Genomic DNA, 26,072 nt, shown 5'->3' on the forward strand with positions numbered 1-26,072 from the left:
GAAGAAATTTTAGAGCTAACTAGAAATACAAAAGAGACACAAATCTCAATGAAGCTTAAAATTTATGGCTCTGGTATTGCAAAGATAGATACTGGCATTGGCTTTTTTGACCATATGCTTGAAGCTTTTACAAAGCATTCTTTGCTTGATCTTGAAATTTCATGCAAGGGCGACACGTATGTGGATTTTCACCACAGCGTTGAGGATGTAGGCATAGTTTTGGGTCAGCTTTTAAAAGAGGCCTTGTATCCTTTAAGTGGTGTTGAGAGATTTGGCGAGGCAAGCGTTGTTATGGATGAGGCGGCTGTTTTTTGCACACTAGATCTTAGCAATAGAGCCTATCTTGTATATGAAAATTTTAATGAAAATGCCAAGGTTGGCGAGTTTGACACGGAGCTTGTGGAAGAGTTTTTTAGAGCAGTTGCGATAAATTCAGCCATCACTCTTCATCTAAATCAAATTCGTGGCAAAAATACTCATCACATCATCGAAGTAACATTTAAATCATTTGCCGTCGCACTTCGTAGAGCGCTTGCTAAAAACGCAAGGATAGGCACACCAAGCACAAAAGGCGTTTTATGATAGAGATTATATTTTTAGATGTTGATGGCTGCCTGACTGATGGCAAGATCATATACAATGCAAATGGTGAAGAGCTTAAATTTTTTGATGTAAAAGATGGCTACGCGATAGAAAGCTGGCTAAAGCTTGGCAAAAAAGTAGCTATCATTACTGGTAGAAAGTCAGCCATCGTTGAGCGAAGGGCTGAAGATCTAAAGATAAATCACGTCTATCAAGGTGTTGGTAATAAATTTGAAGTGGCGAGTGAGATATTAAAATTTGAAGGGCTTAGCTTTAAAAACGCAGCAGCTATTGGCGATGACTACAATGACTATAAAATTTTAAATGCAGTTGCTTGGAGCTTTAAGCCAAAAGACGCGATAAAAGAGCTTGATGTAAAGACAAAACTAAAGCACAAAGGTGGCAATGGCGCGGTTAGAGAAATGATCGAGCTTATTATAAAATCAGAAAATTTATATGACGAGTGGTCTAAGCGTTGGTTGTAAAAATTTTCTACTTCGTCGTGGCAATTTTTAGTGTCGTGATGATATTTTTGGCAGCTCAAGATCCATACCTTGCAAATGTTTTAAAGATCGACACAAAGATATCAAATATGCAGATAAATGATGTGATAGATTATGAGATAAATTCCACAAAAATAAGCGGAGTCTACGAGGCTGACGAGCTAAATAGATACAATGATAAAGATGAATTTTTGAGTTTTAAAGCAAAAATTTTAAGAGGAAATTTAAAACATTTTCTAAGCTCAGACAAAGCAATCTCACAAAACGACGAAATCATCTTTCAAAAGAATGCAAAATACGAAAACAACGATAGTTTGAGATTTATAAGTGACGAAGTGATATATGGAACAAAAACAAAGATAGTAAGATCTGAAGCAAATTTCACGCTCATAAGAAATAATGATAAGGCACTGGGTGAGAGTGGAAGCTATGATCTTGGCAAAAAACAAACGCAGGTAAAAGGGTTAAGGGCATGGGTAGAAGAAAATCAGCGATTTTAGCGGTGATATTGGGTTTTACATTTTTAAATGCAGAGCAAGTTGAAATCACATCAAATGATTTTTTTGCAGATGAGAATAAGCAAACTAGTGAATTTGTAGGTAATGTAAATATCAAAAAGGGTTCATTTGATGAGCTTAAGGCGGATAAGGTGGTTGTCTATTTTGACAAAAAACGCCAGCCTATAAAATATGTGGCCACTGGCAATGCTAGAGCAAAAATTTTTATAAAAGATAAGCACTACGACGGCAAAGGCAATACTCTTACATACGAGCCAGCAAAACAGATCTATACTGTTAGTGGAAATGGCTATTTGCATGAAGTAGAAACTGATAAGAATGTTTATGGTGAAAAGATCGTTGTCAATCAAAAAGATGGCACATATAGTGTAAATAGTGATGAGAAAAAACCTGTTAAATTTATCTTTCAGGTAGAGGAAAAAGATAAGTGATAAGGCCACTAGGTGCTAAATTTATTACATCAAGTCCAAGTATAAAAGAGGCTCCAAGCTTCGTAACAAGCGAAGTTGTCTTTTTGGGTAGATCAAATGTTGGTAAAAGTAGCCTCATAAATACACTTGTAAATCAAAAAAATCTAGCCAAAAGCTCATCGACTCCTGGCAAAACTCAGCTTATAAATTTTTTTGAGGCCGAGTTTTGTGAGCAAAAAGACGAGCAGGAAGAAAAAGATAAATTTAAGCTCATTTTGGTTGATTTGCCAGGCTTTGGCTATGCAAAAGTAGCAAAGTCAAAGCATGATGAATGGCGTAAAAATTTAGATGAGTTTTTGAAATTTAGAAGCGACATAAGGCTTTTTATACATCTAATTGATGCTAGGCATTTTGATTTAGATATAGACGTAAATGTAGATGCTTATCTAAAAAGCTTTTTAAGAGCTGACCAGAAAATTTTAAATTTATATACAAAAAGTGATAAGCTAAATCAAAGCCAAAAGAGTGCGGTAATGAAATTTGACCCAAGCGGCATCTTGGTCTCAACTCTTAATAAAAGCGGTATCGAAAAGGCTAGAGAAGCTATCATAAATAACGCTCTTGGTAGATAAAATGCAAACCATAAGCAGCTTAGATATTAAAATTTTTAAAGAATTTTGGTGGGCTGTTTTTTTATTCTCATATGAGATCGCAACTACGCAATTTGGCTTTTTGCCGCCACTCATTGGTATTTTTTTTACTTATATGATTTTGGAGTACTCAAGAAAACAAAAGCAATACGACGAGTTTAAGCACAATTGGTACTTTGCGATAATTTTTATAATATTTGCTGAGCAAATTCATGGATTTCATCTTTTTTCAACGATTATTGCATTTTTGCTTTTTTATAATTTTATTTTAGACTGGCTCTATACCACGATGAAGTGGCGAAATTGTCTACTTATCATCTTTGTAGCAGCTGGATATGCTTTAACCTTTCTTGTAAATAATCTATTTGCTTACGTTTTAAATGAGCAAAATTTAGCATTTTCGTCTGAATATCTATTTTTTATATCATTTGAAAGTATCCTTGCTATCGTTCTTTTTAGGGATAAAGTGCTATGAGGATGCGCATCGTCTTTAGTGTGATCGCTCTTTTTTGGATTATACTTTTGGGACGAATTTATCACCTAAGCATAAACTCAAATACTTACTACAACGAGATCGCGGAGCAAAACGCGATAAAGACTATTTATATTCCGCCAGTTAGGGGCATTATTTTTGACGCACATGATAAGCCAATGGCTGTTAATCGTCTTGGCTTTTCAGTATCCATTAGACCTCACTTAAGTACTAATAAAAAGGTAAAAATTTTAGATGATGAGCTAGCTTACATTGGCTCACTATTTAGCGATCTAAATGTTACAAAGCTTAAAAATGAATACATAAAAAATGACTCAGCTTATAACCAAGATTTTATAAATGTGGTCGAATTTATTGATTATGATAAATTTTTACCATTTTTTGCATCACTTTCTTTGCGTGAAAATTTAGAGATAAGGCCCGCTTCAAAACGCCACTATCCGTATAACGATCTAGCTTCTCACATCATCGGCTACGTTGGTAGGGCAAATCAAAAAGATATGGATAATGATCCTTTGACAAAGCTTACAAATTACATTGGAAGAAGTGGCGTGGAGCGGTTTTATAATCCGATCTTACAAGGAATTCAAGGGTTTAAAAAGATAAAGGTAAATGCCCTAAATGAAGAGATCGAACAGATAAACTATCAAGCACCACAAAGTCAAAATATCAAGCTTGCAGTCGATCTTGAGCTTCAGCAGTTTGTGGCCGATGTCTTTGGCAAGGATGCAGGAAGCGTTATTGTTATGAGTCTAAAGGACGGTGCTATCATCGCAGCAGGAAGCTTTCCTGAGTATGATCTAAATCCATTTGTGCTTGGAATTTCTCAGCCTGAATGGGAAGAGCTTGTAAAAAACGTCGATCATCCTTTTACAAACAAGCTAATAAACGGCCTTTATCCGCCAGGATCTGTCGTAAAAATGGGTATGGCACTTGCGTTTTTGGATAATGGCATGAGTAAATACGATAGCTTTTTTTGTAGTGGCTCGTATGAGCTTGGAGGGCGTAAATTTCGCTGCTGGAACTCTCACGGACATGGAAATGTTAATATGAATACGGCAATTAGAGAGAGCTGTGATGATTATTTTTATAAAGGTAGTCAAAAGATAGGGATCGACGCTATTGTGCCGATACTTGAACGTATGGGTTTTGGTAGAAAAACCGAGGTTGATTTGCCAAATGAGTTTGTGGGGACTTTGCCAAGTAGAGAGTGGAAGATGAGGAAGTATGGCAAAGCGTGGTTTCAAGGTGAGACCCTTATCACTTCTATCGGACAGGGAAATTTCTTAGTCACGCCTATGCAAGTGGCAAAATATACAGCTGGCCTTGCAACTGGGCTAAACGTGACTCCACATTTTTTAAAGAGCATTGATGGCAAGGATGTTGATTTTACGCCGACCGATGATGCTTTTACACCGTTTGAAAAATCACAGTTACCAGCCATTAGGCATGCAATGTATGAAGTGGCAAATCACCCAAGAGGCACGGCAAATAGGCATTTTATTGGAAGCCTAGTTAAAGTTGCTGCAAAGACAGGTACTGCCCAGGTCGTTGGAATTTCTCAAACTGAAAAGAAACGTATGAAAGAAGAGGATATGGCGTATTTGCAAAGATCTCATGCGTGGATGACTACATATGCGCCCTATGAAGACCCGCAATACGTTATCACAATGGTTATCGAGCATGGTGGCCATGGCGGAAGTGCGGCTGGGCCAAAAATCGCTCAAATTTATAATAAACTCGTTGAAATGGGATATATAAATTTAGAAAAAATCCAAAGCGATCAAAATAAGAAACAAGACAATAAGAAAAAATAAGATCACTAAAAAGCCGTGGCAGTGACCACTTACTTAGAATTTTTTTACCTTGTACTTGGTGCGTTTTTGGCTAAATTTGTCAACTACTTTTTAATCCTCTTTATTAAATTTTGGTAAGTTTGACTGAGAATTTATGTTTTTAGTAGCTAGCAAGAGTCTAAGCGTTGATATATCTTTAAATCAGTTAAATACCCTTGCTTAATAATTTACCACTTTTAGGAGCTCATAAGAAAAATTTTTGATTTTTATATACGATTTTATCAGTAGCATTTGCCTTTTTAAAGCCATTTAGCCTTAGCCTACAGCTATCACAAAGTCCGCATGCCTCGTCCTCACTCTCATAGCAGCTCCAGGTTAGCTCTATTGGTGAGTCAAGTTCTAGCGATTTTAATACAATGTCAGCCTTGCTTAAATTTACAAGTGGCGTAATGATCTGGCAAGAAAAGCTGTCTGATGTGCCTAAATTTATCGCCTCATTTATGCTTTTTATGAAGCTCTCTTTGCAGTCTGGGTATCCTGAGCTATCTTCTTCTACGACACCGATATAGATAGCTTCTGCTCCCTCTTTTTCAGCAAGTGCGGCAGCTACCGAGATAAACACGCCATTTCTAAAAGGCACATAGGTATTTGGCGCATCTTTTTCCACACCATCTTTTCTTATTTTCATGCTGGTATCTGTTAACGAATTTCCACCTATTTGTGCGATAAAGCTAACATCAAGGCTAAGCTTTTTAGCAACCCCTAGTCGCTTACATATCTCGTCAAACGCACGTTTCTCACGCCTCATCGTCCTTTGACCGTAGTCAAAATGAAGTGCCACTATCTCATAACCAGCCTTTTTTGCCATAACCGCACAAAGCGTGCTATCCATGCCGCCACTCATTATACAAACTGCTTTTTTCATATTTTGCCTTTTAAATTTGCTAAAATTATACAAAATTTTACTAAGGACAAGCCAAAAATGATACTTTGCGAAGAGAGTTATCCAGAAATTTTAGATGAAATTTGCTCATATTTGACACCAGGGGAAGTTGAGCTGGTGTTCATAGATGAAGATGAAATGAGAGAGCTAAATAGATCCGAGCGAGGTATCGATAAAACTACAGATGTTTTAAGTTTTCCACTTGAGCTTGTCATTCATGCACCGCTTGGCTCAATCGTCATAAATAAAGATATGGTAAAACAAAAAGCAAACGAGCTAAATCACAGCGAAGATGCTGAGACTGCACTACTTTTTACGCATGGCTTGTTGCACGTCTTGGGCTACGATCATGAAAAGGATGATGGAGAAATGAGGCAAAAAGAGTGCGAGGTTATCAATAAATTTGAGCTGCCTAAAAGCCTAATCGTAAGAAGCGAGGATATTAGACTTATTGATCTAATAAACGAAAAAAAGCTAAATTAAAATAGCGAATTTTCTTCAGTTGTTTTGTGAAGCTCCTCTAGGAGGTCTTCTTTTTGGCATAAAATCAATATATAGATAAAATTTTTAAGCTTTTTTATCTCGCCTAAATTTTTAAAATAAATAGCATTTTGTACTTTTAATAAAGAACCTTCAGGCAAGCAAATTTTTATCTCATCAGGGCTAAATTTTTTATTTAAAAATATACTTTGACTTACAAATAGATCTTCATCACTTTCGGTGATTATGGCTCTAAAGCTATTTCCAAAACTAGTCGGAGAAAAATTTTTGTCTATGAAAATCGGATCAAAATGCCCATTAATCCTACCTTCATATGGCTTAAATGAAATTTTATTTTTATCAAGAAATTTTAAAAGCCCATAAAACATACCGGCAAAAACTCGTGGTATGTTTAAGTTTTGATAGTAAGTTTGCTTAAAAACCGTATTTGTAAAAAAGATTGAGCTTGGATTTATCTCGTGCATCGTCGTGTCTGTGTAAATAGTCTCAAAAAGAGGTGATATGCGCTGGAGTGTCCTTATGTCATCGCCAAAAAACACATCAAAGACCTTTGCATGAAAAATTTGATTAAAAAGCTCAGTTATGTTTTTTGACATGACATGTGCATTGGAGCCAAGTTTTGATTTTTCCAAAAAGTCATTTATATAAGAATTTACAGCACAAAATTTCAAATCTTTGTGAGTTGACTCAAATCTCATAAGCTTTATCATGGCAGTTTGCAAACTACTAACTTTCAAAAAAGCGATTTCTTTGTCAATAATTGGAACATTATCTTCGCTAATTATGGCGTATGCACCTTGTTTTATTGCCGTTTCTATATCGCTATCGTTTGCATTTAAGCAAATATATGCAAAGCCGCGCCTTACGTGTTTTAGCTCAAAAACAAACTCGCTTACGCTAGTTATTGTCGGTGCATTTAGAGCCTGGGCATTTATGAGGCGAGTTAAATTTTCTATTGTCATTTAGCCAACGATTGCACCGTTTTTTACTTTGCCTTGTGTGCCAAGTAGAGTTAATGAGCCATCAGATGCACTTAATATCATGCCCTGGGAGACATATTTTTTCATCATTGTTCGCTCTTTTAAATTTGCTAAAACACACACTTGCTTGCCGATAAGCGAGCTAGGCTCGTAGTATTTTGCGATACCAGATAAAATCTGACGCGGCTGCTCCTCGCCAAGATCTATCTTAAATTTAAGCAGCTTGTCACTACCTTCAACTCTCTCGCACTCGAGTACTTCGCCTACTTTTATGACGATCCTTGCAAAGTCATCTATGCTAATGATTTCGTCCTCTTTTTTCTCCTCTTTTGGCTCAGCTTTTACCTCAACCTTTGGCGGCTCATTTGCCTCGCTCATTAGCTCTTTTTCTATCCTTGGGAAAAGTGGCTCGGTGGCCTTTGCTGTAAAATTTGAAATTTCATTTTTCAAAACAAGGCTTTCATAAGATGCTGTGTCTATGCTAAAGCCAAGCGTGTCAGCTATCTTAGTACAAGTTTTTGGCATAGCTGGGCTAAGTAGTATCGCCACTTTTGCAAGCAAATTTGCGCAAAGTGCTACAAGTGCGTTTGCCTCGTCAGTTTTGCCAGCTTTTACAAGTGACCATGGCTCATACTTCGCAACGGCTGCATTTGCTAGCGTTACGATCTTCCAAAGATCCTCTAAATAGCGGTTCGTCGCTAAATTTTCTAAATTTTTAATAGCCTCATCAAGGTAGCCCTTGGCCTCATCAAGTTCGGCTTTGTGAAATTTGATCACGTCTTTTGAACCGATTTTATAGTCGCTATACTTTGCACTCATGCCAACTATTCGGCTTAGCAAGTTACCAAGTCCGTTGCCAAGTTCTGAATTTATACGCTCGATCAAAGCCTTTTGGCTGTAATCGCCATCTTGCCCAAACGGCACCTCTCTAAGCAAAAAGTATCTGAAATTTTCAAGTCCGTAAGCATTTGCAACCTCTCTTGGGTTTATAACATTACCCTTACTTTTGCTCATCTTTTCGCCATTTATGGTCCACCAGCCGTGCGCTGCTACGTGTTTTGGTAATGGCAAGCCAAGACTCATCAAAAATGCCGGCCAGTAAACTGCGTGAAAGCGTAAAATATCTTTGCCAACGATGTGAGTAGTGTATGGCCAAAGATCCATTCTAGCGTCATCTCTTGAATATCCTAGTGTTGTTAGGTAGTTTATAAGCGCGTCAAGCCAGACGTACATAACGTGCTTTTCATCGTTTGCGCTCTTTGGTAGCTTTATGCCCCAGTCAAAGCTCGTTCTAGTTACTGAAAGATCTTTTAGTCCACCTTTTACAAAGCTTACGACCTCGTTTTTCTTACCTTTTGGGATGACGCAAAGCTCGTCATTTTCGTACCATTTTAAAAGCGCGTCTTCATATTTTGAAAGCTTAAAAAAGTAGCTCTCTTCTTTGACTAAAGACGTCACTCGGCCGCAGTCTGGACAGTGATTGTCTTCTAGCAGGTCTCTTTGATTAAAAAAGGTTTCGCAGCTAACGCAGTAAAATCCCTCATATTCGCCTTTGTAAATGTCGCCATTTGCTTGCATCTTTTCAAAGACATTTTGCACGGTTTGTTTGTGCTCTTCGTCGGTCGTTCTTATAAAATGATCGTAGCTTATTTCAAACTCATCCCAAAGTGATCTAAATTTCGCACTGATCTCGTCGGCGTACTCTTTTGGAGTCTTGCCTCTAGCACGAGCTGCTTGCTCGATCTTTTGTCCGTGCTCGTCTGTGCCTGTCATAAAGTAAGTCTCTTTGCCTTGCAAGCGGTTAAATCTAGCAAGTGTATCAGCAATAATGGTCGTATATGCATGACCAATGTGTGGCACGTCGTTTACGTAATATATCGGGGTCGTTATATAAGCTTTTTCTTTCATATTTTTCCTTTAATTTTAAAAATCAAATCCGCCGTCACTGCCAGTATTGCCTTTTGACATCGAGTTGTAGCAGCTATTTACGTACTCTTTTCTTGTCTCGCAGTCAAAAAATACTTCGCAGCTAAAGCAGCTTTTTTGCCCTTTTTGGCTTTGGCACTCTTGCAAAATTTTTGCTTTTTGCTTTAAGACTAGTTCAAATGCGTCAAGTGGCTCGTTTGCTTGTGCTTCTTGCATTATTTTTGCTCGTAAAATTTATGCAAAAGAGAAATTTCATCACGTGAGCCAAAGAAGCATGGCGTTGTTTGGTGAATTTTTTCTATTTTTATATCAAAAAGTGTTTGATTTTTGCCGTTTGTCGTTGAGCCCTTTGCGTTTTCATATATGAAGGCAAATGGCAACACCTCAAAGACTACTCTTAGCTTGCCATTTGGATGATCGCTCGTTGCTGGGTAGCTAAAAAGACCGCCACCTTTTAGTAAAATTTGATGCAAATCGCTCACCATCGCACCTGAGTATCTTAGTCTGTAGCCTTGGTTGAATAGCTCGTTTATAAAATTTCTATGCGTTTGGCTCCAGCCTTTTTGCGTGGCTCCCGTGGCGTTTAGCTTGCCTTTTTCTTTTAGCTCAAGCTCTTTTACAAATTTAAACTCGCCATCTTTGCCAAGTCTATAAAATTTAGGCAAAGTGCCCTTTTTCTCAGCAATTACAAGCTCAAGCCTTGGGCCATATATGCTGTAAGCTGCGGCTATTAATTTTTCTGGTTTTACCTCGTCTTCGTAGATGCCAAAGATCGAGCCAACGGCAAAATTTACATCAACTAAGCTTGAGCCATCAAGTGGATCGTAAGCGATGATAAATTTAGCGTTTTTATTGATCTCAAGCTCGTCCTCTTTCTCTTCGCTAATTAGCGCTTTTACGCAGGCAAGCTCTTTAAATTTAGCTGTGATGATCTCGTCGCTTTTGACATCAAGCTTTAGCTGTGTGTCGCCGGTTGCGTTTTCGTGAGTTGTGTAGCCAAGATCGGCGTATTTTATCACTTCGCTTATCTCTTTTGCGATCTCTTTTATGGTGTTAAAAATTTGGTTTAATTCTTGCATTATACAGCCTTTGCATTTTTGATTATCCACGCACAAATGGCGTCTATATCGTCTAAATTTATATTTTTTATCTCGTAAGGAATTTGTTTTTTGTACGTTGCGATCGCATCTGAAAAGCTAAGATATTTTTCATCTATTTCATCTTTAAAAACGCTTAATCTTGGTAGTGGAAGCGTCTTTAGTCCTTCAACCAAGAGCATGTCAAACTCGCCGAGCATTTTAATGACATCATTAATTTCTTGTGGATTTTGTGAAAAATAAGTTGTTCTAGTCGGACTCATCACCACCACATCTGCTCCAGTTTGAGAAAATTTAAAGCTATCCTTGCCTTCAACATCAAATTTAGCCTTGTCGCCCGGATCGTGTTTTACTATCGCGACTTTCAAACCATCATCTATAAATTTTTTTGCTACCTTTAAAATAAGAGTCGTTTTTCCGCTATTTGAAGGGCCAGAAAAAGCGATAGCAAGTCTTTTCATAAGAACCTTTTTTGTTAAAATTTCTCGCGATTATAACTTATGTTGGCTTTAAAATTTATGAGTGAAATTTAAAAATTAAAATGCTAAAATGGCAGAAATTTTAGAAATTTAAGAGTTTTTATGAGTAAATTTATATCGTTTTTTGTATTTATTTTGATGATATTTGGCTGTGCTGGTGAAAAAGTAATTGTACATGAGCCGTTAAAAAATGAGCTTTTGGCTTACACAAGCAAGAGCGAGATCATTGACGGCACCGATAGAACGCTAATTATAGCAACTTATCTAAATCCTATTTATAACTCAGATTTAGATGCAAGCAAAGAGCACTTTTTGGTGGCCATAAATCCAAAAGAGTACGCTAGTGAGCTAAATAATATTAAGGTAAACAACGACTCAAATGCCACAAATGCAAGGCTCTTGGATGAAAATGACGAGATGCTAAAATTTGCCGGATTTTCTATGCCTTGGGCGGTTTATTATGAAGTCACTGCACCAAGTAAGCAAAGCGACGATCTTGCGCTTAGTTTCGAAATTTATCAGTCAAAGCCGGTTTTGTTAAATTTTCGAAAAGTTGCGAAATCTTTATATTGGAACCAGTAAGAGCCATATAAACAACGTAGTTTGCAAGTACCTTTTTGCCGTAGTTTCTAGTTTCTGCCACAGGTACAAATTCTAGTGATAAAAATGGCTCAAATTTTCCCTCTTTAAACATATCATCTCTTGTGATAAGCTTTTTGGTAAATCCGATACCGCCATTATATGCATAGGCTGTAAATAGCGGATGGTAGAGAAATTTATCAAGATAGTTTAGGTGGTGATTTGCAAATTTAAATGCAATATCTGTTTTAAAAAGATCGTCCTCATCAAAATTTGGAATTTTTAACTCTTTTTTACCAATAGCATTTGCAAGAAACGGCATAAACTGCATCATGCCAAGGGCGTATGAAGTAGAAACAACGCTTGGGATAAAAAGACTCTCTTGTCTAGCCAATGCGTAGATCATCGATTTTCTCTCGTTGCTGATACCATTAAGCTCTGGTGAGGTTGGCATTAAAAAGTACTGCTTTTCCCAGCCATGTACCTTTTGCATGAAGTATGCATAGGCACCGATACTTTCGTTTGTATAAAATTTCTTCGCAAATTCGCTTGCTTGTGTGGCGTCCATATCCTTTGCAAGAGCTACAGTTTTGTTCCATAAAAACGGATCGCTCACGTCAAAATTTTCGATATTTTGCTTGCTAGGTTTTGGTACGATGACTTCGAGTGGTTCGCCACCAATCAAATCTCTTGCGTAAAGTGAGTAGATATTTGCATCCTTGCTGGCACTTAGCTCTTTTAAAAAGCTTTCGTTTTTGCTTATCTGATAGAGCCAAAATGTCGCATTGTCTCTTTGCCAAGCTCTTTCAAATGTACTTTTAGCTCTTGCAAAAAGACTAAAAGCGATATCGTCTTGTCCTAGTAAAATGGCATTTAATCCAAGCGTAAAAGCATCATTTTTCTCAGTGATGGCTGGATCGATGCTTAGCAAATTTCTTCTAAAACCTTCATATTTTTTATTAAAAACAATATCGTTTAATAAATTTGTAAAGCCCTTTTGAGAGTATAGCTTGGTCATGAAATTTGAATCAAAGCTTTCGCTAAAAAGTATACTTTTATTTTGCGGGCTAGAGGCGTTAAATAGCTCTAGAAAGCTCTTTGTATCATTTAAATTTGCAAAAGCTTTAGCCGGATTTACTTCATTTAATGCGAGTAAAGTTTTTGATTTTTCTGGATTTGTCTTTGCAAGATTAGCTGCCAAAATTTCACGAGTATGATTGTCAAGCTTTAGGCTAAAAGCAATAGATGTTAGCAAATTTTGGCAGGTTAGATTTGCCTGGGTGATATTTTTTGCATTTATACCAGGACATTTGCTAGGAGCTGCTTTCGGAGGTAAAATTTTATCGATTGATTTTTGAACAAGGCCCGCTTTTCTAAATACATCACGCGAAAGATCTGCGATCTGATCTTTTGTATAGCTTCCCTCGTTAATAAGACGGTTGATGTAGTAGTCTTTTGCTAGGCTTTTTGGCTCGTTTTTTAGCTCTTCATAGGTATAAATTTTGGCCAAAAGAGCAACACAGGCAAGAGAGAGAATACTAAAGTGACGCAGCAAAACCAAATAAAAGCCTTATTAAAAATTGATCTAAAAATTGAAGTGCTAAAAGTACGATAAGCGGAGTAAAGTCGATACCACTAAAATTTGTTTTTATGTAGCGCCTAATAAAGCTATAAACCGGCTCAGTTAGCCTATAAAGTAGCTGCACGACTGGCGAGCCAGGATCAGGTCTGACCCAGCTAATCAGAGCTGCTGCGATGATGACCCAAGTATAGACCGTGATAATAAGGTGCAAAATGTTTGCAATCGCTGAAAATAGGGTGGAAAGTATCATTTTTATTCCTAGATTAAAATTTTAGCTAGATCATCTTTGATGAGTGGATAGAGTTCGCTAAGCTCAGGGCCGTGAAGATCGTTTGTAAGAAGCGCACGTAGCGGCATGAAAAAGTTTTTACCTTTTAAATTTGTAGCGCTCATAAGCTCTTTTTTAAACTCATCAAATGTTTCGCACGCTTTTAAATTACGAGCTGCTTTTTTAATAATATCAAATTCATTTTTGTACTCATCTGGAGCTATTTTTGGTGAGTATATAGCTTCTACTTTTGCTTTTATCTCAGGCACTAGTGAGCTTTCTTGAGTGTAAAATTTAACTAACTCAGCCAAATTTTCATCTACGCCAAAAATTTCTTTTATACGCTCTTTTGAAGCAAGCTTGATGTGTTCTCTATTTATCTGCTCAAGTTTTTTCACGTCAAATCTAGCCGGAGAGCGTGAAATTTTGGTTATATCAAACCACTTTACTGCATCTTCGATCGTAAAAATTTCAGTTGGAGTTTTGTTTCCAAGAAGTATCAAATAGTTTGCAATCGCCTCAGGCAAAAATCCCTGCTCAAAGAGCCATTTTACACTTGATTCGTTCTCGCGCTTGCTCATTTTTTTACCTTCAATATTTAAAAGTATAGGTAAATGAGCGTAGTTCATCTTGCCGGTATAGCCAAGACCTTCGCGTATGAGGTCTTGCTTTGGTGTATTGCTCACGTGATCCTCGCCACGTATGACAAAGGTCACGCCCTCAAGCATATCATCGACTGCGCAGGCAAAGTTGTAAGTTGGTGTTTTGTCTGCTCTCATGATGACGAAGCTATCAACTGCGTCTGGCTCGAAGCTCAGCTCGCCTTTTATAGCGTCTGTAAAACTCATAGTGCGTGTCGGCTTTTTCATGCGGATGACAAATGGCTTCTCGCAGTTTAAAACTTCAGCATCACTTAGTCTCTCGCAGGTGCCGTCATATCTATATGCTACACCTTGCTCTTTTGCTTTTTGTTTTTTTGCCTCGAGTTCTTCTTCGGTACAAAAGCAAGCAAAGGCCTTTTTGTCGATAAGGAGCTTTGAAGCTAGCTGCCTGTGGAATTTTAAATTTTCACTTTGGATATAAATTTGCTCTGGTTTTATGCCAAATTTGCTTAAAATTTCTAAGATATCTTTCTCTTTTCCCTCGATATTTCGCTCTTTGTCGGTATCTTCTATGCGTAAAATAAAGCCACTTTTATCTTGTAAAGAACAAATATAATTAAAAATAGCGGCACGTAAATTTCCTATGTGCATATCTCCTGTTGGAGAGGGTGCAAAACGATACATAAGCTCATTCCTTACGTTAAATTTTGAGTTCGGATTATAACACCAGCTTGATAAATTTAAAGTTATGTAATTTGATTTTTTTAGCCGAAGCAAAGCATTTCTTGAATAAAATCCGAACAAAAATTTAACATTTTTAGGAGAAACAATGAGTTTTATAAGCGAATTTAAAGAATTTGCAATGCGTGGAAATGTCATAGATATGGCAGTTGGTGTTGTTATAGGTGGTGCGTTTGGAAAGATCGTTTCGTCGCTAGTTGGTGATGTTATCATGCCAGTTGTAGGTGTTATAACAGGTGGTGTAAATTTCACTGATCTTAAGCTAACGCTAAAAGAAGCAGTAGATAGTGCACCTGCTGTTACAATAAACTATGGCTCATTTATACAAACAATGGTTGATTTCTTAATCATTGCTTTTTGTATTTTTTGTGTCATTAAAGCCTTAAATTCACTTAAGAAAAAGCCAGTCGAAGAGGCACCAGCAGCAGAGCCTGAAACGCCAACAGATATAGCACTTCTAACCGAGATTAGAGATCTTCTTAAAAAATAACTTTTTAAAATCAAAGGGGTAAAATTCCCTTTGAAAATCCGTTAAATTTTGTCTTATTTTTATATGCTAAAATGTTTTTTATTTTAAAAAGGCGAGTGAAAATATGATAGAAAAAATCCCGTTTTTTCAAGGCTTAAACGAAGAAGATTTAGCCAAACTTGAAGCCATAAGTGTCGTAAAAAAGTATAAAAAGGGTGAATTTTTATTTATAGAAGGCGAGGAGCCAAAATGGTTAATATTTTTGATAAGCGGCTCTGTTAAGCTTTATAAAACCACGGCAAATGGAAAAGAAATTTTTATTCATCAGTTAGCACCTATGAATTTTGTAGCTGAAGTCGTAAATTTTGAAAATATTGTCTACCCAGCTAGTGCCATTTTTACAATATCTGGCGAGGTGTTAAAGATAAATTATGAAAAATTTGCGGCAGAATTTTTAATAAAACCAGAAATTTGTATGAAATTTTTAAAATCAATGTCTGAAAAGATAAGAATCACAACAAATCTACTTCATCAAGAGTTAATTTTAAGCTCAGAAGAAAAAGTGGCTAAGTTTATTTTAGATCATGAAGATTTATTTAACGAGCTAAAACATACAAAAATTTCATCAATACTTAATATGACTCCAGAAACTTTTTCAAGAATTTTAAATAAATTTAAAACCAATGGTTTGGTTAAACTTGACGAGAAGAACCAAATTTTGGAAAAAGATGTGGGTGGACTGCAAGAAATTTATTCTTATTGAAAGTTAATATCAAATAAATATTTTTATTTACTTAAAGAAAAAATTTATATATTTTTTGATAGTATTCACTTAAAATTTTCGTAAAAATTTACGATATATTGATAAATTTAGGAGGAAGTTTTGGCTGAAGTTAAGAAGAGATTTTTTGTTTGGTCATCTGTGATAATTGGTATCGTGATTGGACTTATAGCATCTATGGGTATTGCTGATGCACTTCATGCAACTGGTAGCGGCTACATCTGTACCATTTGCCACACTATGGATCCTATGAATGCTGCATATCATGAAGATGTACACGGCGGCAATAACAAGCTTGGCATAAAAGCTGAATGTTCAGCCTGTCACCTAAATCATACAAGTGCCTATACCTATGTACTTACAAAACTTAAAGTATCGATAAATGATGGTTATAAGACATTTTTTACAGATACTGACAAGATCGACTGGCGCAAAAAACGCGAGCATGCATCTCACTTTGTCTATGATAGTGGATGTTTGACTTGTCACTCAAATTTAAAAAATGTTATTCAAGCTGGTAAATCATTCTTGCCACATAGAGATTATTTCGTTCTTGGAAATCCTAATAAAAAATCATGTGTTGACTGCCACGAGCACGTTGGTCACAAGAATTTAGGACTACAAATCGATAAATTTGAAGCAATTAAAAAACAAGAAAACAATAAAACCAAGTAAGGAGGAGAGATGTTTAAAAAGTCGCTAATGTTATTAGCCTGTCTAATGTCTTTTGGCTTTGCCGCAAACATGGATGCAAATAAATCTGATGCTTTAAACCTTAATGTTGTAAAAAACATTAAAGTTGCTCACAAAATGTCAGACTTATCAAAAAGCTGTGTTGAGTGCCACGCTAAAGAGACACCCGGCATAGTTGCCGATTGGAAAAATAGTCGCCACGCTCACGTTGGTGTAAGTTGTATGGATTGCCACTCTGTAAATGCAGATAATCCTATGGCTTCAGTTAAGGTGCATCCAAAAGATTCTAACAACCACGTATCAATGCTAGTTAGCCCAAAAACTTGTGCTAAGTGCCACGAGAATGAGGTTGAAGAATTTGTTAAGAGTGGTCACGCAAGAGGTGCTATGCAAATGTATGCTAACCCTGCGATGGTAAAACTAATGTATCACTATGAAGGTATGGATCATCCAGAATACAAAATGGCTCCAGACGCTACTGGTTGTACACAGTGCCACGGAACCGTCATCAAACTAGACGCTGATCACAAACCTACAAAAGAGACTTGGCCAAACTACGGTATAGGTAATGTTTATCCTGATGGTGGCGTAGGCGGATGTAAATCATGCCACAGCGCACACACATTTAGCATAGCTGAAGCTAGAAAACCAGCTGCTTGTGCATCTTGCCACCTTGGACCTGATCACCCAGATATTGAGATCTTTAACAACTCAATGCACGGACATATCTATAATAGCGAAGCTCACAAATGGAATTTTGATGCTGCTCCTGATACATGGGATGTACCAGACTTTAGAGCTCCAACTTGTGCAGCTTGCCACATGAGTGGTGTTGGTGAAACAACAACAACTCACAATGTTTCAAGAAGACTAAAATGGAACCTATGGGGCGTCAGCAGTAAGCTAAGAACAGCTGGTGATGAACAAGCTGCTGTTGTTTACGAAAAAACTGGCAAACTAACCATAGGAACGCCACTTGCAGGTCATCCAAATGGACCAGAAGCAGCAAGAGCTGAGATGAAGCTAGTTTGTAAAGCTTGCCATACATCAACTCATACAGATAACTTCTTCATTATGGGTGATAAGCAAGTAGAGCTTTATAACGTTTACAATGCTGAAGCAACTAAGATGCTTGAAGAGTTGAAAGCTAAAAACTTACTACTCGCAGACGCTTGGGAAGATGAATTCCAAGATGTTTACTATCATATGTGGCACCATGAAGGTCGTCGTATGAGACAAGGTGCTTTAATGGGTGGTCCTGACTACTCACACTGGCATGGAGTATTCGAAGTTAAAAATGATATTAGAAAACTTCGTGAGATACACAAACAAAGAATGGAAACTGGTAAAGTTAAATAATTCTTTATAAGGTGGGTTTTCTCCCACCTTATTTTCTTAAATAACTATTAGATTTACTCAACTTAAATCATTTTTTATACGTTCAAAACTATACAATTTTTAAGACTAATAACATTAAAAGTAAGATATTAATTTTTATAGTACAAATTTAAAAATATAAAATATAATTTTTTATTTTTACAAGGAGAATTTTTGGGACTTTTGAGAATTATTATTGGAGCATTTATATTTAGTTTTCTTATAAATTTTTATTCATATAACCGTTTCATAAAAAAGGTTTCATTTTTTATACCACATCTTGCAAAAATCAGGATACTTTTATATGTTATTTGTATTCTTGAGTTTATATTTGTTCTTCAGATCAGGTTTTCATTCTTAAGCATTGAGCTTTATTTGATCGCTGGTACGCTCATAGGATTTTCACTATTTTTGTTTGCTATTGGTCTATTTTACGATATTTTACGTAGTATTTTTTCTAAGAGTAATTTTAGTCCAACAAGACGAAAATTTATAAAATTTTGTTTTGATATTACATTTGTTATTTTTGTAATTGCTTGTTTTTTAAAAGGTATTTTCAATGCTTTAACACCACCAAAGATCAGACAAGTAGATATAAAAATAAAAAATTTACAAAATGATTTAAAAATTGTTATGATAACGGACGTACATATCGGCGAGTTTTTGCAAAAAGATTTTATGGCGAAGCTTGTTAGCGATATAAATTTGGCAAAACCAGATATTGTTGTGATAGTCGGAGACCTTGTCGATGTGAGCGCACAGTTTATTGGTGATTTTTTGGATCCCTTGAGAAATTTAAAAAGCACTTATGGTACATTTTACGTCCCTGGTAATCATGAATATTACCACGGAGTGGACGGCATTTTAGAAAAGATAAGCTCGCTTGGCATTAGGGTGCTTGGCAACAAAAATGAAAAAATTGGCGGCATAAATTTGGCTGGAGTTTATGATCTGGCTGGTTTTAGATTTAAAAATTTAGAGCCAAATTTAGATAAGGCTTTATCGGGACGTGATGAGACACTGCCTACCATTTTACTCTCGCATCAGCCAAAATTTATAAAAACCATGCAAAAAGATGTCGATTTGGTTCTTTGTGGACACACGCATGCTGGTCAAATTTTTCCTTTTGGTATTTTAGTTTTACTTGATCAGGGATTTTTACATGGGCTTTATAAGATTAATGATAAAATGCAAGCCTACGTTAGTAGTGGTGCCGGATTTTGGGGACCACCAGTTAGGATATTTGCGCCAAGTGAGATCGCGATATTAAATTTAAGTAAGGAATAAAATGAATAGTGACAATCTTTTTTCTCAAATTTTTGGCAAGGTTGCAAAGATAAGCTTCATTAGGCCGGTTCAGGAATTTATAAACTCATCTTACATAAAACTCTTTAAGATTGATATGAGTGAGTTTAAGCCAGTTGGCGAGTATAAAAATTTAAACGAGCTTTTTACTAGAGAGCTCATAAAATCAAGAGAATTTGACGCAGCAGATGAGATATTTATTAGTCCAAGCGATGGTACATGTCTTAGTTTTGGTAGCACAAAAGATCTAAAAGCATTTAGTATAAAGGGTATGAACTATGGTGTAAGGGAGCTGTTAGGACAGGATGAGCTTGATGGCGAGTATGACTTTGCCAATATCTACCTTAGCCCAAAAGACTACCACCACTACCACGCACCTTGCGACATCGCCATCAAAAAAGCGATCTATATTCCAGGCAAGCTCTATAGTGTGGCTGTAAAATGGCTTGGCAAGGTCAAAAGTCTATACACTAAAAATGAGCGTGTGGCACTACTTTGCGAGATGAGAAATGGCAAGAAACTTTGGCTGGTTTTTGTAGGTGCGCTAAATGTTGGCAAGATGAAATTTAGCTTTGATGAGCGTATTCAGACAAATGCGATGGCAAATTTCACGCAAATTTATGAGTATGAAAATTTACATATCAAAAAGGGCGAGCGTCTTGGAAATTTCGAACTTGGCTCAACTATTGTGATACTTAGCGAAAAAGATGCGATCGAATACAATCTCTTTGAAAACAAAGAGCTTAAATTTGCTGAGTCTATTGGGATATTAAAAGCATAATCATAAAGATTTTACAAGGTAAAAACCTTGTAAAATTTAGACATTAAATCTAAAGTGCATTACATCGCCATCTTGTACGATGTACTCTTTTCCTTCAAGCCTCATTTTGCCAGCCTCTTTGGCTCCGTTTTCACCGCCATGTGCTATGTAGTCCTCGTAGCCTATCACTTCAGCTCTGATAAAGCCCCTCTCAAAGTCATTATGGATGACGCTTGCTGCTTTTGGCGCTTTCCAGCCCTTTGTGATTGTCCAAGCCCTTACTTCAACGACGCCAGCAGTGAAATAGCTTATTAAATTTAGCTTTGCAAAAGATGTCCTGATGATCTTTTCAAGGCCACTCTCGCTCGTGCCGATAGATGCCAAAAACTCGTGCGCCTCCTCATCGCTTAGACCTATTAGCTCCTCTTCTACTTTTGCGCAAAGCTTGATAACCTCGTGGTCTGAGGCTTTTGCGTACTCTTTTAGTGCTTTTACAAATTTATTATCTTCGCTAAGCCCCTCTTCATCGACATTTGCGCCATAAACTACCTCTTTAGCGCTCAGAAGCCTTAGCTCTTTGTTGAGCGCTAAAAACGCCTCACTGTCTCTTTGCTCAAAGCTGCTTGCGCTTTTGCCATCATTTAGGTGAGCTAAAAGTAAATTTGCTATCTCAAGCGCCTCTTTTGCGCCTTTTGCATTTGCTTTTGCTTCTCTTATGAGCTTTTCTATCTTTTTATTTAACTGCTCGATATCGGCCAGTATTAGCTCAGTTTGGATGATCTCGATGTCTCTTACTGGATCGACGCTGCCCTCGACGTGTGTGATGTTTTCATCTTCAAAGCAACGAACTATATGAAGGATAAGCTCTGTCTCTCTAATGTTTGATAAAAATTTATTGCCAAGTCCCTCGCCAGAGCTTGCACCCTTTACAAGACCAGCAATATCTACAAATTCTATGGTTGAGTATTGAATTTTGTTTGGATTAACTATCTTTGCAAGCTCATTTAGGCGTTTATCAGGCACTGGCACGATGGCTTTGTTTGGCTCGATCGTGCAAAACGGATAGTTCGCACTTTCGGCGTTTTGCGCCTTTGTAAGTGCGTTAAATGTCGTTGATTTGCCCACATTTGGTAGGCCTACGATTCCAACTGAAAGTCCCATCAATTCTCCTTGCTAAGTGCTTGTAAAAAGTATAAATTCATCCTAACGCCAGCTCCGCTTGCACCTGCTTGGTTGTATCCCCAAGCTTTTTCGCGGTATGCTGGGCCTGCAATGTCGAGGTGTAGCCACTTGTCTTTGTACTCATCTTTGATAAATTTAGCCAAAAACATCCCAGCTGTTATCGCGCCGCCATATCTACTTGAGGCACAGTTACTCACATCTGCGATTTGGCTTTTGATAAGCTCGCTAAGATAAGGGTTAAAATCAAGCGTAGTTGCTAGCTCGCCGCTATCTTTTATCTTGTTTTTATACTCGCTTTTTAGACTCTCGCTGTTGCCCATGATGCCTGTTGTGTACTCACCAAGTCCCACGACGCAAGCACCAGTTAGTGTTGCCATATCTATTAAAATGTCTGGCTTAAAGTCCTGTGCGTAACTTAGGCAGTCAGCCAGCACTAAACGTCCTTCTGCATCAGTGTTTCTAACCTCTATGCTAACACCACTTCTTGAAATAAGCACGTCATCAGGTTTGTAAGCATTTCCGCCGATCATATTTTCAGCTGCACCTAAAATGGCATGAATTTCAAATGGTAAATTTAGCTCCGCAGCACCTTTTATGATGCCAAGAGCTGCTGCTGCGCCGCTTTTGTCTGATTTCATCGTTAGCATATAGTCAGCTGGCTTCAGGCTAAGGCCGCCGCTATCATATGTTAGGCCTTTGCCAACAAAGATGATGCGTTTTTTGGACTTTTTAGGTTTGTAGGTTAGATGAATGAGTCTTGGTTTATGCACACTTGCACGGTTTACTGCCAAAAATGCGTTCATATTCTCTTTTGCTAGAAATTTCTCGTCATAGACCTCGCACTTGATACTTGCATGGCTTTTGGCTAAATTTAAAGCATCCTCAGCCATTTTTTGAGGTGTATAAATTTCTGGGATTTCATTTACGATATCTTTTGCGAAATTTGTAGCATTTGCTATTATCTCTGCCTCTTTAAAGCCCTCATTTGCAGCTTTTAGATCGACCTTTTTGCCAGCAAATTCTTCAGTCGAGAAGATGATCTCTTTTAGAGTGTATTTCTCTTTTTTCTCTTTATACTTGTTAAAATCATAACTTCCAAGTAAAAAGCCCTCAGCTAGTGCCTCAAAGCTTAGTTTTTGGCACTCTGCTACGTAAGAAGCTAGCTTTATGCTCTTAATATTTAGTGATTTTAGCGCGTTATAAGCTTTAGCAGCTGCAAGTCTTAGCTCGTCAAGATCAAGCTTAGAAAGTGGCACGTAAGCCCTTTTTGCCTCGCTTAGAATAAGGACGCTCTCGCCTTTGTAATTGTTAAATTTAATAGCCTCTTTATCGCCTATAAATTTATGTTTTAACTCCTTATCTACTACGAAAATTATTTCAATGTCAGCTTTTATATCTTTTAATTTTTTATCAACTATTTGAAACTGCATGTCTTCTGTCTCTCCTTTCGTTTAAAATTTTATTTTCGATGCGCTTAAATGTATAGATCAAAAGCCCCATAAATATGGCAACCACTGGGATAGCGACATACCAGTGCTCTTTTGCTTTTTGAAGCAGCACAAGTATATGCTCGCCAAGTATCCAAGCAGGTATGGTGGTGATCGCCGCCCAGCACCAAGCGCTGATTAAATTTATAAAGGCGTATTTTTTAGCATCATAGCCAGTAAGTCCTATGCAAAGCGGTATGATGACACGAAAGCCATACATATAGCGTTGCAAAAAGATGATCGGCCAACCGTATTTTTTCAGCATTATGTGCGCCACTGCAAATTTTCTTCGCTGCGTGTGAAGCCTTTTTGCGATGTATTTTTTATTGTAACGCCCTAAATAAAAGTAAATTTGATCTCCTACAAAGCCCCCAAGTCCAGCCACAAAGATGGCAAGTGCGATGTGCATATGCGTGGTGTGAGCGAGAATTCCAGCCATTATTAAGGCCATCTCGCCTTCCATGATACACCAGACAAAAAGTATGATGTAGCCGTACTCTTTGAGTAGTTCTATAAAAAATTCTTCCATTCTAAACCTCTAAAACGCTGTAAATTTTAGTAAGCGACTTTAGCTTTTCGCTACCTTTTAGATCGACTAGATCTATGAGAAAGCACGCCTCTACGCAGGTTGCGTTAGTTTGATTGATAAGCTCAACTGAGGCCTTTGCAGTGCCTCCAGTGGCTATGAGATCATCCATCAAAAGCACTCTAGCGCCCGCTTTTTCTCCAAAAGCATCGATGTGAATTTGAACTTCATCGACGCCATACTCTAGGCTATATTTTTGAGAAAGCGTGATAAAAGGCAGTTTTTTTGGCTTGCGTATTGGCACAAAAGGCAGTCTTAGCCTTGCTGCAAGCGCCGCGCCAAAGATGAAGCCGCGAGACTCAATACCAGCGATGTAGTCGATATTTGCACCCTCATATCTCGCCACTAAATGATCTATCAAAAAGTTAAATGCTTCTTTGTTGTTTAGTAGTGTCGTGATGTCGCGAAAGACTATGCCAGGCTTTGGAAAGTCGTTTATGCAGCGAATAGAGTTTAGTAAAAATTCTTTGCCTTTTTGATCTAAAATTTTCATAAATTTCCTTAAATTTGATGTTAAAGTAGCGCTTCGATTTTGCCTTCAAGCTCACGTATGCGTTGTCTTAGCTTGTCGTTTTCTAAGCGGTACTGGGAATTTCTTGTGCGAAGCGAGGTCACGTCGTTTTTAGTTTTGTTTAGCTCGTCTGTCAAGATATCGATGTTGCCTAGACTTCGCTGAAGTTGGATCTGAAATTTTCTTATGACGACCTCGGTGTCTTGGAGGTTATTTTTCATAAAATCTTTTGTCGCACGCTCTTTTTTTAGAAGCGTTTTGAAGTAAAAAACCATAACAGTTAGGTAGATCGCAGCACAAACAAGAGCAGTAAAAACGATCCACTCGCCTATCATTTGTCTGCCTCAATCTCTATTTTTTTGACTCTTCTTTCGTGTCTACCGCCTGCAAACTCTGTCTTTAAAAATGTTTCAAGTGCTGCTGTGGCAACGCCAGCACCGATCACTCTTGCGCCAAAAGCGATAACATTTGCATCGTTATGTTCTCTCGCAAGTCTAGCGGTAAATTCGTCGTGACAAAGGGCACACCTTACGTTTTCATGCCTGTTTGCAGCGATTGAAATGCCAATACCTGTGCCACAAATGAGCACGCCGTAGCAGTTAGGCTCAAGCTTGCTTGCTAGCAAATGCGCATAATCAGGGTAATCAACGCTGTTTTTATCATTCGTGCCAAGGTCAATGACTTCATGTCCAAGCTTTTTTATGACTTCTTTTAGCTCTGCCTTAAGCTCTACTCCAGCGTGATCGCAAGCGATAAAAATTTTATCTATTTTCATGAAAAATCCAATAAATTTTTTGCAGATTATAGTCAAAGTTGCATTAAAATAAAATTTTGCTTGCATGTGATAAAAGGCTATAATTTTAGAAATTCTTAAAAGGGAAAAATATGAAAAAGACGCTCTTTTTAATGGCTTCAGCGCTAGCCTTTGCAAATGAAAATTTGATAGAGATCTACACTGATCAAACCATCATCACTCAAAAATTTAGTGACGCAAATAGCTCTTTTAGTGCCTTTGTGCCAGAGGGCGTGCAGAGTGAGAGCATCACTATAAATGGGGATTGTGACGCAAATGCTAATCTAAAAAAGATCAGCGAAGAAAATAGTCCAAGTTACATAAAATGGAAGCAAGAAGTTGTAAATTTAAGTAGCAAGCTTGAGGCACTAAAAGCAAGAGGCAGGTTTATAGAGCAAGCTTTGATAGGAGAAAACAAAAGTAACGATGTGACAAAAAGAGCTGATGAGTTTTATAAATTTAGCCTAGAAAATATCGAGAAAATCTCAGCTACTAAAAGTGAGCTTGAAGCGCTTAAAGAAAATGAGCCAAAAAGCGAGATGGCTGGATTTTTGCAGCTTGATATGAAATTTGCTTGCGACCCAAAAGAAGTGACGCTTTTATATATGGATGATGAGGCGCCAAAGACGCTAAATGAAATTTATGCAGATACAAAAAACAAAAATATCTTAATAAAACAAGAAATTTTACTCACCAACCCATTTGTGAGTGATGTTAAAAATTTAAAGCTCGCCATCTATCCGACCAGATATCAAAAGGCGCTTGCTCCAAGTAAGTTTTACTCTTGGTACGAGGAGAACGAGGCGGAGGCTGATGGTTACGGCGCTTCAAAAAATATACTAAAAGCTGCGAAAGTCACTGCCGAGGTCGCTGATATGCGTGTGCAAAGAGATGAGAATGAGTTTGCTAAAATTTGGAAGATAGATGGGATAAATTTAGCAAAAGGCGAGAGCAAATATATAACTTATGACACGCAAAAAATAGATGCAAATTTTAGTGTTTTTGCTGATTTTTATGGCTCGCTCAAGGCATATAATGTAGCTAGCTTTAAGCTAAATGACGATCTAACGCCAGCTAAAACGCAGTTTTACGTTAATGGTGTGAGTGTCGGCAGTCCTGGCGAGTTTGAGATGAAAGCAAAAGATGAGCCAGTGCAGCTATTTTTAGGACAAAACGAGCTAATCGAGCTTAAAAAAGAGCGCTTGAATAAATTTAAAAAGAGCTCGCTTCTTGGCAAAGACCGCATAAGCGAAGAGGGCTATGAGATAAGTGTCAAAAATAATTCAAGTAAGAGCGTTGATGTTACTTTGGTCGATCGTGTACCAGTGTCTGCCGATGAGACGGTAAAGGTCGAGGTAAAGGGCTTTGATAAAAAAGATATCAGCAAAGATGGCAAGGTGGAGCTCAAATTTAGCCTTGCGCCAAAAGAGGAATTTAAAAAAGAGTACTCTTATAAGATCACAAAGCCAAAAATTTAG

Annotated in this window: 31 protein-coding genes; 16 read left to right on the top strand and 15 right to left on the bottom strand. The window is 37.5% G+C overall.

What is annotated here, in order from left to right:
- Positions 1-6: 6 nt before the first annotated feature.
- The 7 genes from hisB to mrdA are packed head-to-tail and all read left to right on the top strand — an operon-like array spanning position 7 to position 4,973.
- Positions 7-582, top strand: coding sequence for an imidazoleglycerol-phosphate dehydratase HisB (hisB, locus tag CVS84_RS01580; protein ID WP_199906095.1), 576 nt, complete (start codon positions 7-9; stop codon positions 580-582).
- A complete protein-coding gene (locus tag CVS84_RS01585; RefSeq protein ID WP_021090575.1) occupies positions 579-1,067 on the top strand; it encodes a KdsC family phosphatase in 489 nt (162 codons plus the stop codon). Before hisB ends, CVS84_RS01585 begins: the two co-directional genes overlap by 4 nt.
- The gene (locus CVS84_RS01590; RefSeq protein ID WP_085657639.1) at positions 1,058-1,585 is read left to right on the top strand and encodes an LPS export ABC transporter periplasmic protein LptC; all 528 of its coding nucleotides are present in this window, start codon (positions 1,058-1,060) and stop codon (positions 1,583-1,585) included. The genes CVS84_RS01585 and CVS84_RS01590 overlap by 10 nt, the downstream gene beginning before the upstream one ends.
- A complete protein-coding gene (gene lptA / locus CVS84_RS01595; protein WP_085657638.1) occupies positions 1,558-2,034 on the top strand; it encodes a lipopolysaccharide transport periplasmic protein LptA in 477 nt (158 codons plus the stop codon). The genes CVS84_RS01590 and lptA overlap by 28 nt, the downstream gene beginning before the upstream one ends.
- Positions 2,031-2,645, top strand: coding sequence for a ribosome biogenesis GTP-binding protein YihA/YsxC (gene yihA / locus CVS84_RS01600; RefSeq protein WP_021090939.1), 615 nt, complete (start codon positions 2,031-2,033; stop codon positions 2,643-2,645). Before lptA ends, yihA begins: the two co-directional genes overlap by 4 nt.
- Before the next feature lies 1 nt (position 2,646).
- Positions 2,647-3,138, top strand: a complete 492-nt coding sequence (locus CVS84_RS01605) for a hypothetical protein (protein WP_103593357.1) — start codon at positions 2,647-2,649, stop codon at positions 3,136-3,138.
- The gene (gene mrdA, locus CVS84_RS01610) at positions 3,135-4,973 is read left to right on the top strand and encodes a penicillin-binding protein 2 (protein WP_107690884.1); all 1,839 of its coding nucleotides are present in this window, start codon (positions 3,135-3,137) and stop codon (positions 4,971-4,973) included. Before CVS84_RS01605 ends, mrdA begins: the two co-directional genes overlap by 4 nt.
- Before the next feature lie 223 nt (positions 4,974-5,196).
- On the opposite strand, the gene queC is transcribed toward mrdA, so the two are convergent.
- Positions 5,197-5,910, bottom strand: a complete 714-nt coding sequence (gene queC, locus CVS84_RS01615) for a 7-cyano-7-deazaguanine synthase QueC (RefSeq protein WP_107690885.1) — start codon at positions 5,908-5,910, stop codon at positions 5,197-5,199.
- A gap of 24 nt (positions 5,911-5,934) precedes the next feature.
- On the opposite strand from queC, the gene ybeY reads away from it, so the two are divergent.
- Positions 5,935-6,378 (top strand): rRNA maturation RNase YbeY, encoded by a 444-nt coding sequence (ybeY, locus tag CVS84_RS01620; RefSeq protein ID WP_107690886.1) that lies wholly within the window; start codon positions 5,935-5,937, stop codon positions 6,376-6,378.
- On the opposite strand, the gene CVS84_RS01625 is transcribed toward ybeY, so the two are convergent.
- Genes CVS84_RS01625 through mobB form a run of 5 tightly spaced genes read right to left on the bottom strand, consistent with a single transcriptional unit; the run spans position 6,375 to position 10,860 of the window.
- On the bottom strand, positions 6,375-7,358 hold the full coding sequence (locus CVS84_RS01625; RefSeq protein ID WP_107690887.1) for a ferrochelatase: 984 nt from the start codon (positions 7,356-7,358) through the stop codon (positions 6,375-6,377). The genes ybeY and CVS84_RS01625 overlap by 4 nt on opposite strands.
- Positions 7,359-9,284, bottom strand: coding sequence for a methionine--tRNA ligase (gene metG, locus CVS84_RS01630; RefSeq protein ID WP_107690888.1), 1,926 nt, complete (start codon positions 9,282-9,284; stop codon positions 7,359-7,361).
- A 15-nt stretch (positions 9,285-9,299) separates the two neighbouring features.
- A complete protein-coding gene (locus CVS84_RS01635; protein ID WP_107690889.1) occupies positions 9,300-9,518 on the bottom strand; it encodes a hypothetical protein in 219 nt (72 codons plus the stop codon).
- Entirely contained in the window at positions 9,518-10,381 is an 864-nt protein-coding gene (locus CVS84_RS01640) for a class 1 fructose-bisphosphatase (protein WP_234411881.1), read from the bottom strand. The genes CVS84_RS01635 and CVS84_RS01640 overlap by 1 nt, the downstream gene beginning before the upstream one ends.
- The gene (gene mobB, locus CVS84_RS01645) at positions 10,381-10,860 is read right to left on the bottom strand and encodes a molybdopterin-guanine dinucleotide biosynthesis protein B (protein WP_107690891.1); all 480 of its coding nucleotides are present in this window, start codon (positions 10,858-10,860) and stop codon (positions 10,381-10,383) included. The genes CVS84_RS01640 and mobB overlap by 1 nt, the downstream gene beginning before the upstream one ends.
- A 120-nt stretch (positions 10,861-10,980) precedes the next feature.
- Between mobB and CVS84_RS01650 the strand changes: the two genes are divergently transcribed.
- On the top strand, positions 10,981-11,460 hold the full coding sequence (locus tag CVS84_RS01650; RefSeq protein WP_107690892.1) for a hypothetical protein: 480 nt from the start codon (positions 10,981-10,983) through the stop codon (positions 11,458-11,460).
- Here the strand turns inward: CVS84_RS01650 and CVS84_RS01655 are convergent.
- Genes CVS84_RS01655 through gltX form a run of 3 tightly spaced genes read right to left on the bottom strand, consistent with a single transcriptional unit; the run spans position 11,381 to position 14,593 of the window.
- Positions 11,381-13,018, bottom strand: a complete 1,638-nt coding sequence (locus tag CVS84_RS01655) for a lytic transglycosylase domain-containing protein (protein ID WP_107690893.1) — start codon at positions 13,016-13,018, stop codon at positions 11,381-11,383. The genes CVS84_RS01650 and CVS84_RS01655 overlap by 80 nt on opposite strands.
- The gene (locus CVS84_RS01660) at positions 12,996-13,289 is read right to left on the bottom strand and encodes a YggT family protein (RefSeq protein WP_103648839.1); all 294 of its coding nucleotides are present in this window, start codon (positions 13,287-13,289) and stop codon (positions 12,996-12,998) included. The genes CVS84_RS01655 and CVS84_RS01660 overlap by 23 nt, the downstream gene beginning before the upstream one ends.
- 8 nt (positions 13,290-13,297) lie before the next feature.
- Positions 13,298-14,593 (bottom strand): glutamate--tRNA ligase, encoded by a 1,296-nt coding sequence (gltX, locus tag CVS84_RS01665; protein WP_107690894.1) that lies wholly within the window; start codon positions 14,591-14,593, stop codon positions 13,298-13,300.
- Positions 14,594-14,738: 145 nt separating this feature from the next.
- On the opposite strand from gltX, the gene mscL reads away from it, so the two are divergent.
- From mscL to CVS84_RS01695, 6 genes are all read left to right on the top strand, one after another.
- Entirely contained in the window at positions 14,739-15,140 is a 402-nt protein-coding gene (gene mscL, locus CVS84_RS01670) for a large-conductance mechanosensitive channel protein MscL (RefSeq protein WP_107690895.1), read from the top strand.
- 103 nt (positions 15,141-15,243) lie between these two features.
- Positions 15,244-15,882 carry a Crp/Fnr family transcriptional regulator gene (locus CVS84_RS01675; RefSeq protein ID WP_087585620.1) on the top strand — a complete coding sequence of 213 codons (639 nt, stop codon included), beginning with the start codon at positions 15,244-15,246 and terminating at the stop codon, positions 15,880-15,882.
- Positions 15,883-16,002: 120 nt separating this feature from the next.
- On the top strand, positions 16,003-16,575 hold the full coding sequence (locus CVS84_RS01680; RefSeq protein WP_107690896.1) for a cytochrome c3 family protein: 573 nt from the start codon (positions 16,003-16,005) through the stop codon (positions 16,573-16,575).
- A gap of 9 nt (positions 16,576-16,584) precedes the next feature.
- Positions 16,585-17,952 carry a multiheme c-type cytochrome gene (locus tag CVS84_RS01685; protein ID WP_021090702.1) on the top strand — a complete coding sequence of 456 codons (1,368 nt, stop codon included), beginning with the start codon at positions 16,585-16,587 and terminating at the stop codon, positions 17,950-17,952.
- A 192-nt stretch (positions 17,953-18,144) separates the two neighbouring features.
- Positions 18,145-19,257: a metallophosphoesterase gene (locus tag CVS84_RS01690; RefSeq protein WP_107690897.1), complete on the top strand. Its 1,113-nt coding sequence runs from the start codon at positions 18,145-18,147 to the stop codon at positions 19,255-19,257.
- Between the two features lies 1 nt (position 19,258).
- The gene (locus CVS84_RS01695) at positions 19,259-20,056 is read left to right on the top strand and encodes a phosphatidylserine decarboxylase (protein ID WP_107690898.1); all 798 of its coding nucleotides are present in this window, start codon (positions 19,259-19,261) and stop codon (positions 20,054-20,056) included.
- Between the two features lie 36 nt (positions 20,057-20,092).
- Here the strand turns inward: CVS84_RS01695 and ychF are convergent, their stop codons facing one another.
- Genes ychF through rpiB form a run of 6 tightly spaced genes read right to left on the bottom strand, consistent with a single transcriptional unit; the run spans position 20,093 to position 24,576 of the window.
- Positions 20,093-21,196, bottom strand: coding sequence for a redox-regulated ATPase YchF (gene ychF / locus CVS84_RS01700; RefSeq protein WP_107690899.1), 1,104 nt, complete (start codon positions 21,194-21,196; stop codon positions 20,093-20,095).
- Positions 21,196-22,647, bottom strand: a complete 1,452-nt coding sequence (locus tag CVS84_RS01705) for a leucyl aminopeptidase (protein ID WP_107690900.1) — start codon at positions 22,645-22,647, stop codon at positions 21,196-21,198. Before CVS84_RS01705 ends, ychF begins: the two co-directional genes overlap by 1 nt.
- A complete protein-coding gene (locus CVS84_RS01710; RefSeq protein ID WP_021083652.1) occupies positions 22,628-23,233 on the bottom strand; it encodes a DedA family protein in 606 nt (201 codons plus the stop codon). Before CVS84_RS01710 ends, CVS84_RS01705 begins: the two co-directional genes overlap by 20 nt.
- Before the next feature lies 1 nt (position 23,234).
- A complete protein-coding gene (gene apt / locus CVS84_RS01715) occupies positions 23,235-23,783 on the bottom strand; it encodes an adenine phosphoribosyltransferase (protein ID WP_103604695.1) in 549 nt (182 codons plus the stop codon).
- A gap of 20 nt (positions 23,784-23,803) precedes the next feature.
- Complete coding sequence (locus tag CVS84_RS01720) at positions 23,804-24,136, bottom strand: hypothetical protein (protein ID WP_002939538.1); 333 nt, start codon at positions 24,134-24,136, stop codon at positions 23,804-23,806.
- The gene (gene rpiB, locus CVS84_RS01725) at positions 24,133-24,576 is read right to left on the bottom strand and encodes a ribose 5-phosphate isomerase B (protein ID WP_107690984.1); all 444 of its coding nucleotides are present in this window, start codon (positions 24,574-24,576) and stop codon (positions 24,133-24,135) included. Before rpiB ends, CVS84_RS01720 begins: the two co-directional genes overlap by 4 nt.
- A 110-nt stretch (positions 24,577-24,686) precedes the next feature.
- Here rpiB and CVS84_RS01730 point away from each other — a divergent pair, with 110 nt between their 5' ends.
- Positions 24,687-26,072 carry a DUF4139 domain-containing protein gene (locus CVS84_RS01730; RefSeq protein WP_107690901.1) on the top strand — a complete coding sequence of 462 codons (1,386 nt, stop codon included), beginning with the start codon at positions 24,687-24,689 and terminating at the stop codon, positions 26,070-26,072.

Source organism: Campylobacter concisus (assembly GCF_003048575.1).
Lineage (GTDB): Bacteria > Campylobacterota > Campylobacteria > Campylobacterales > Campylobacteraceae > Campylobacter_A > Campylobacter_A concisus_U.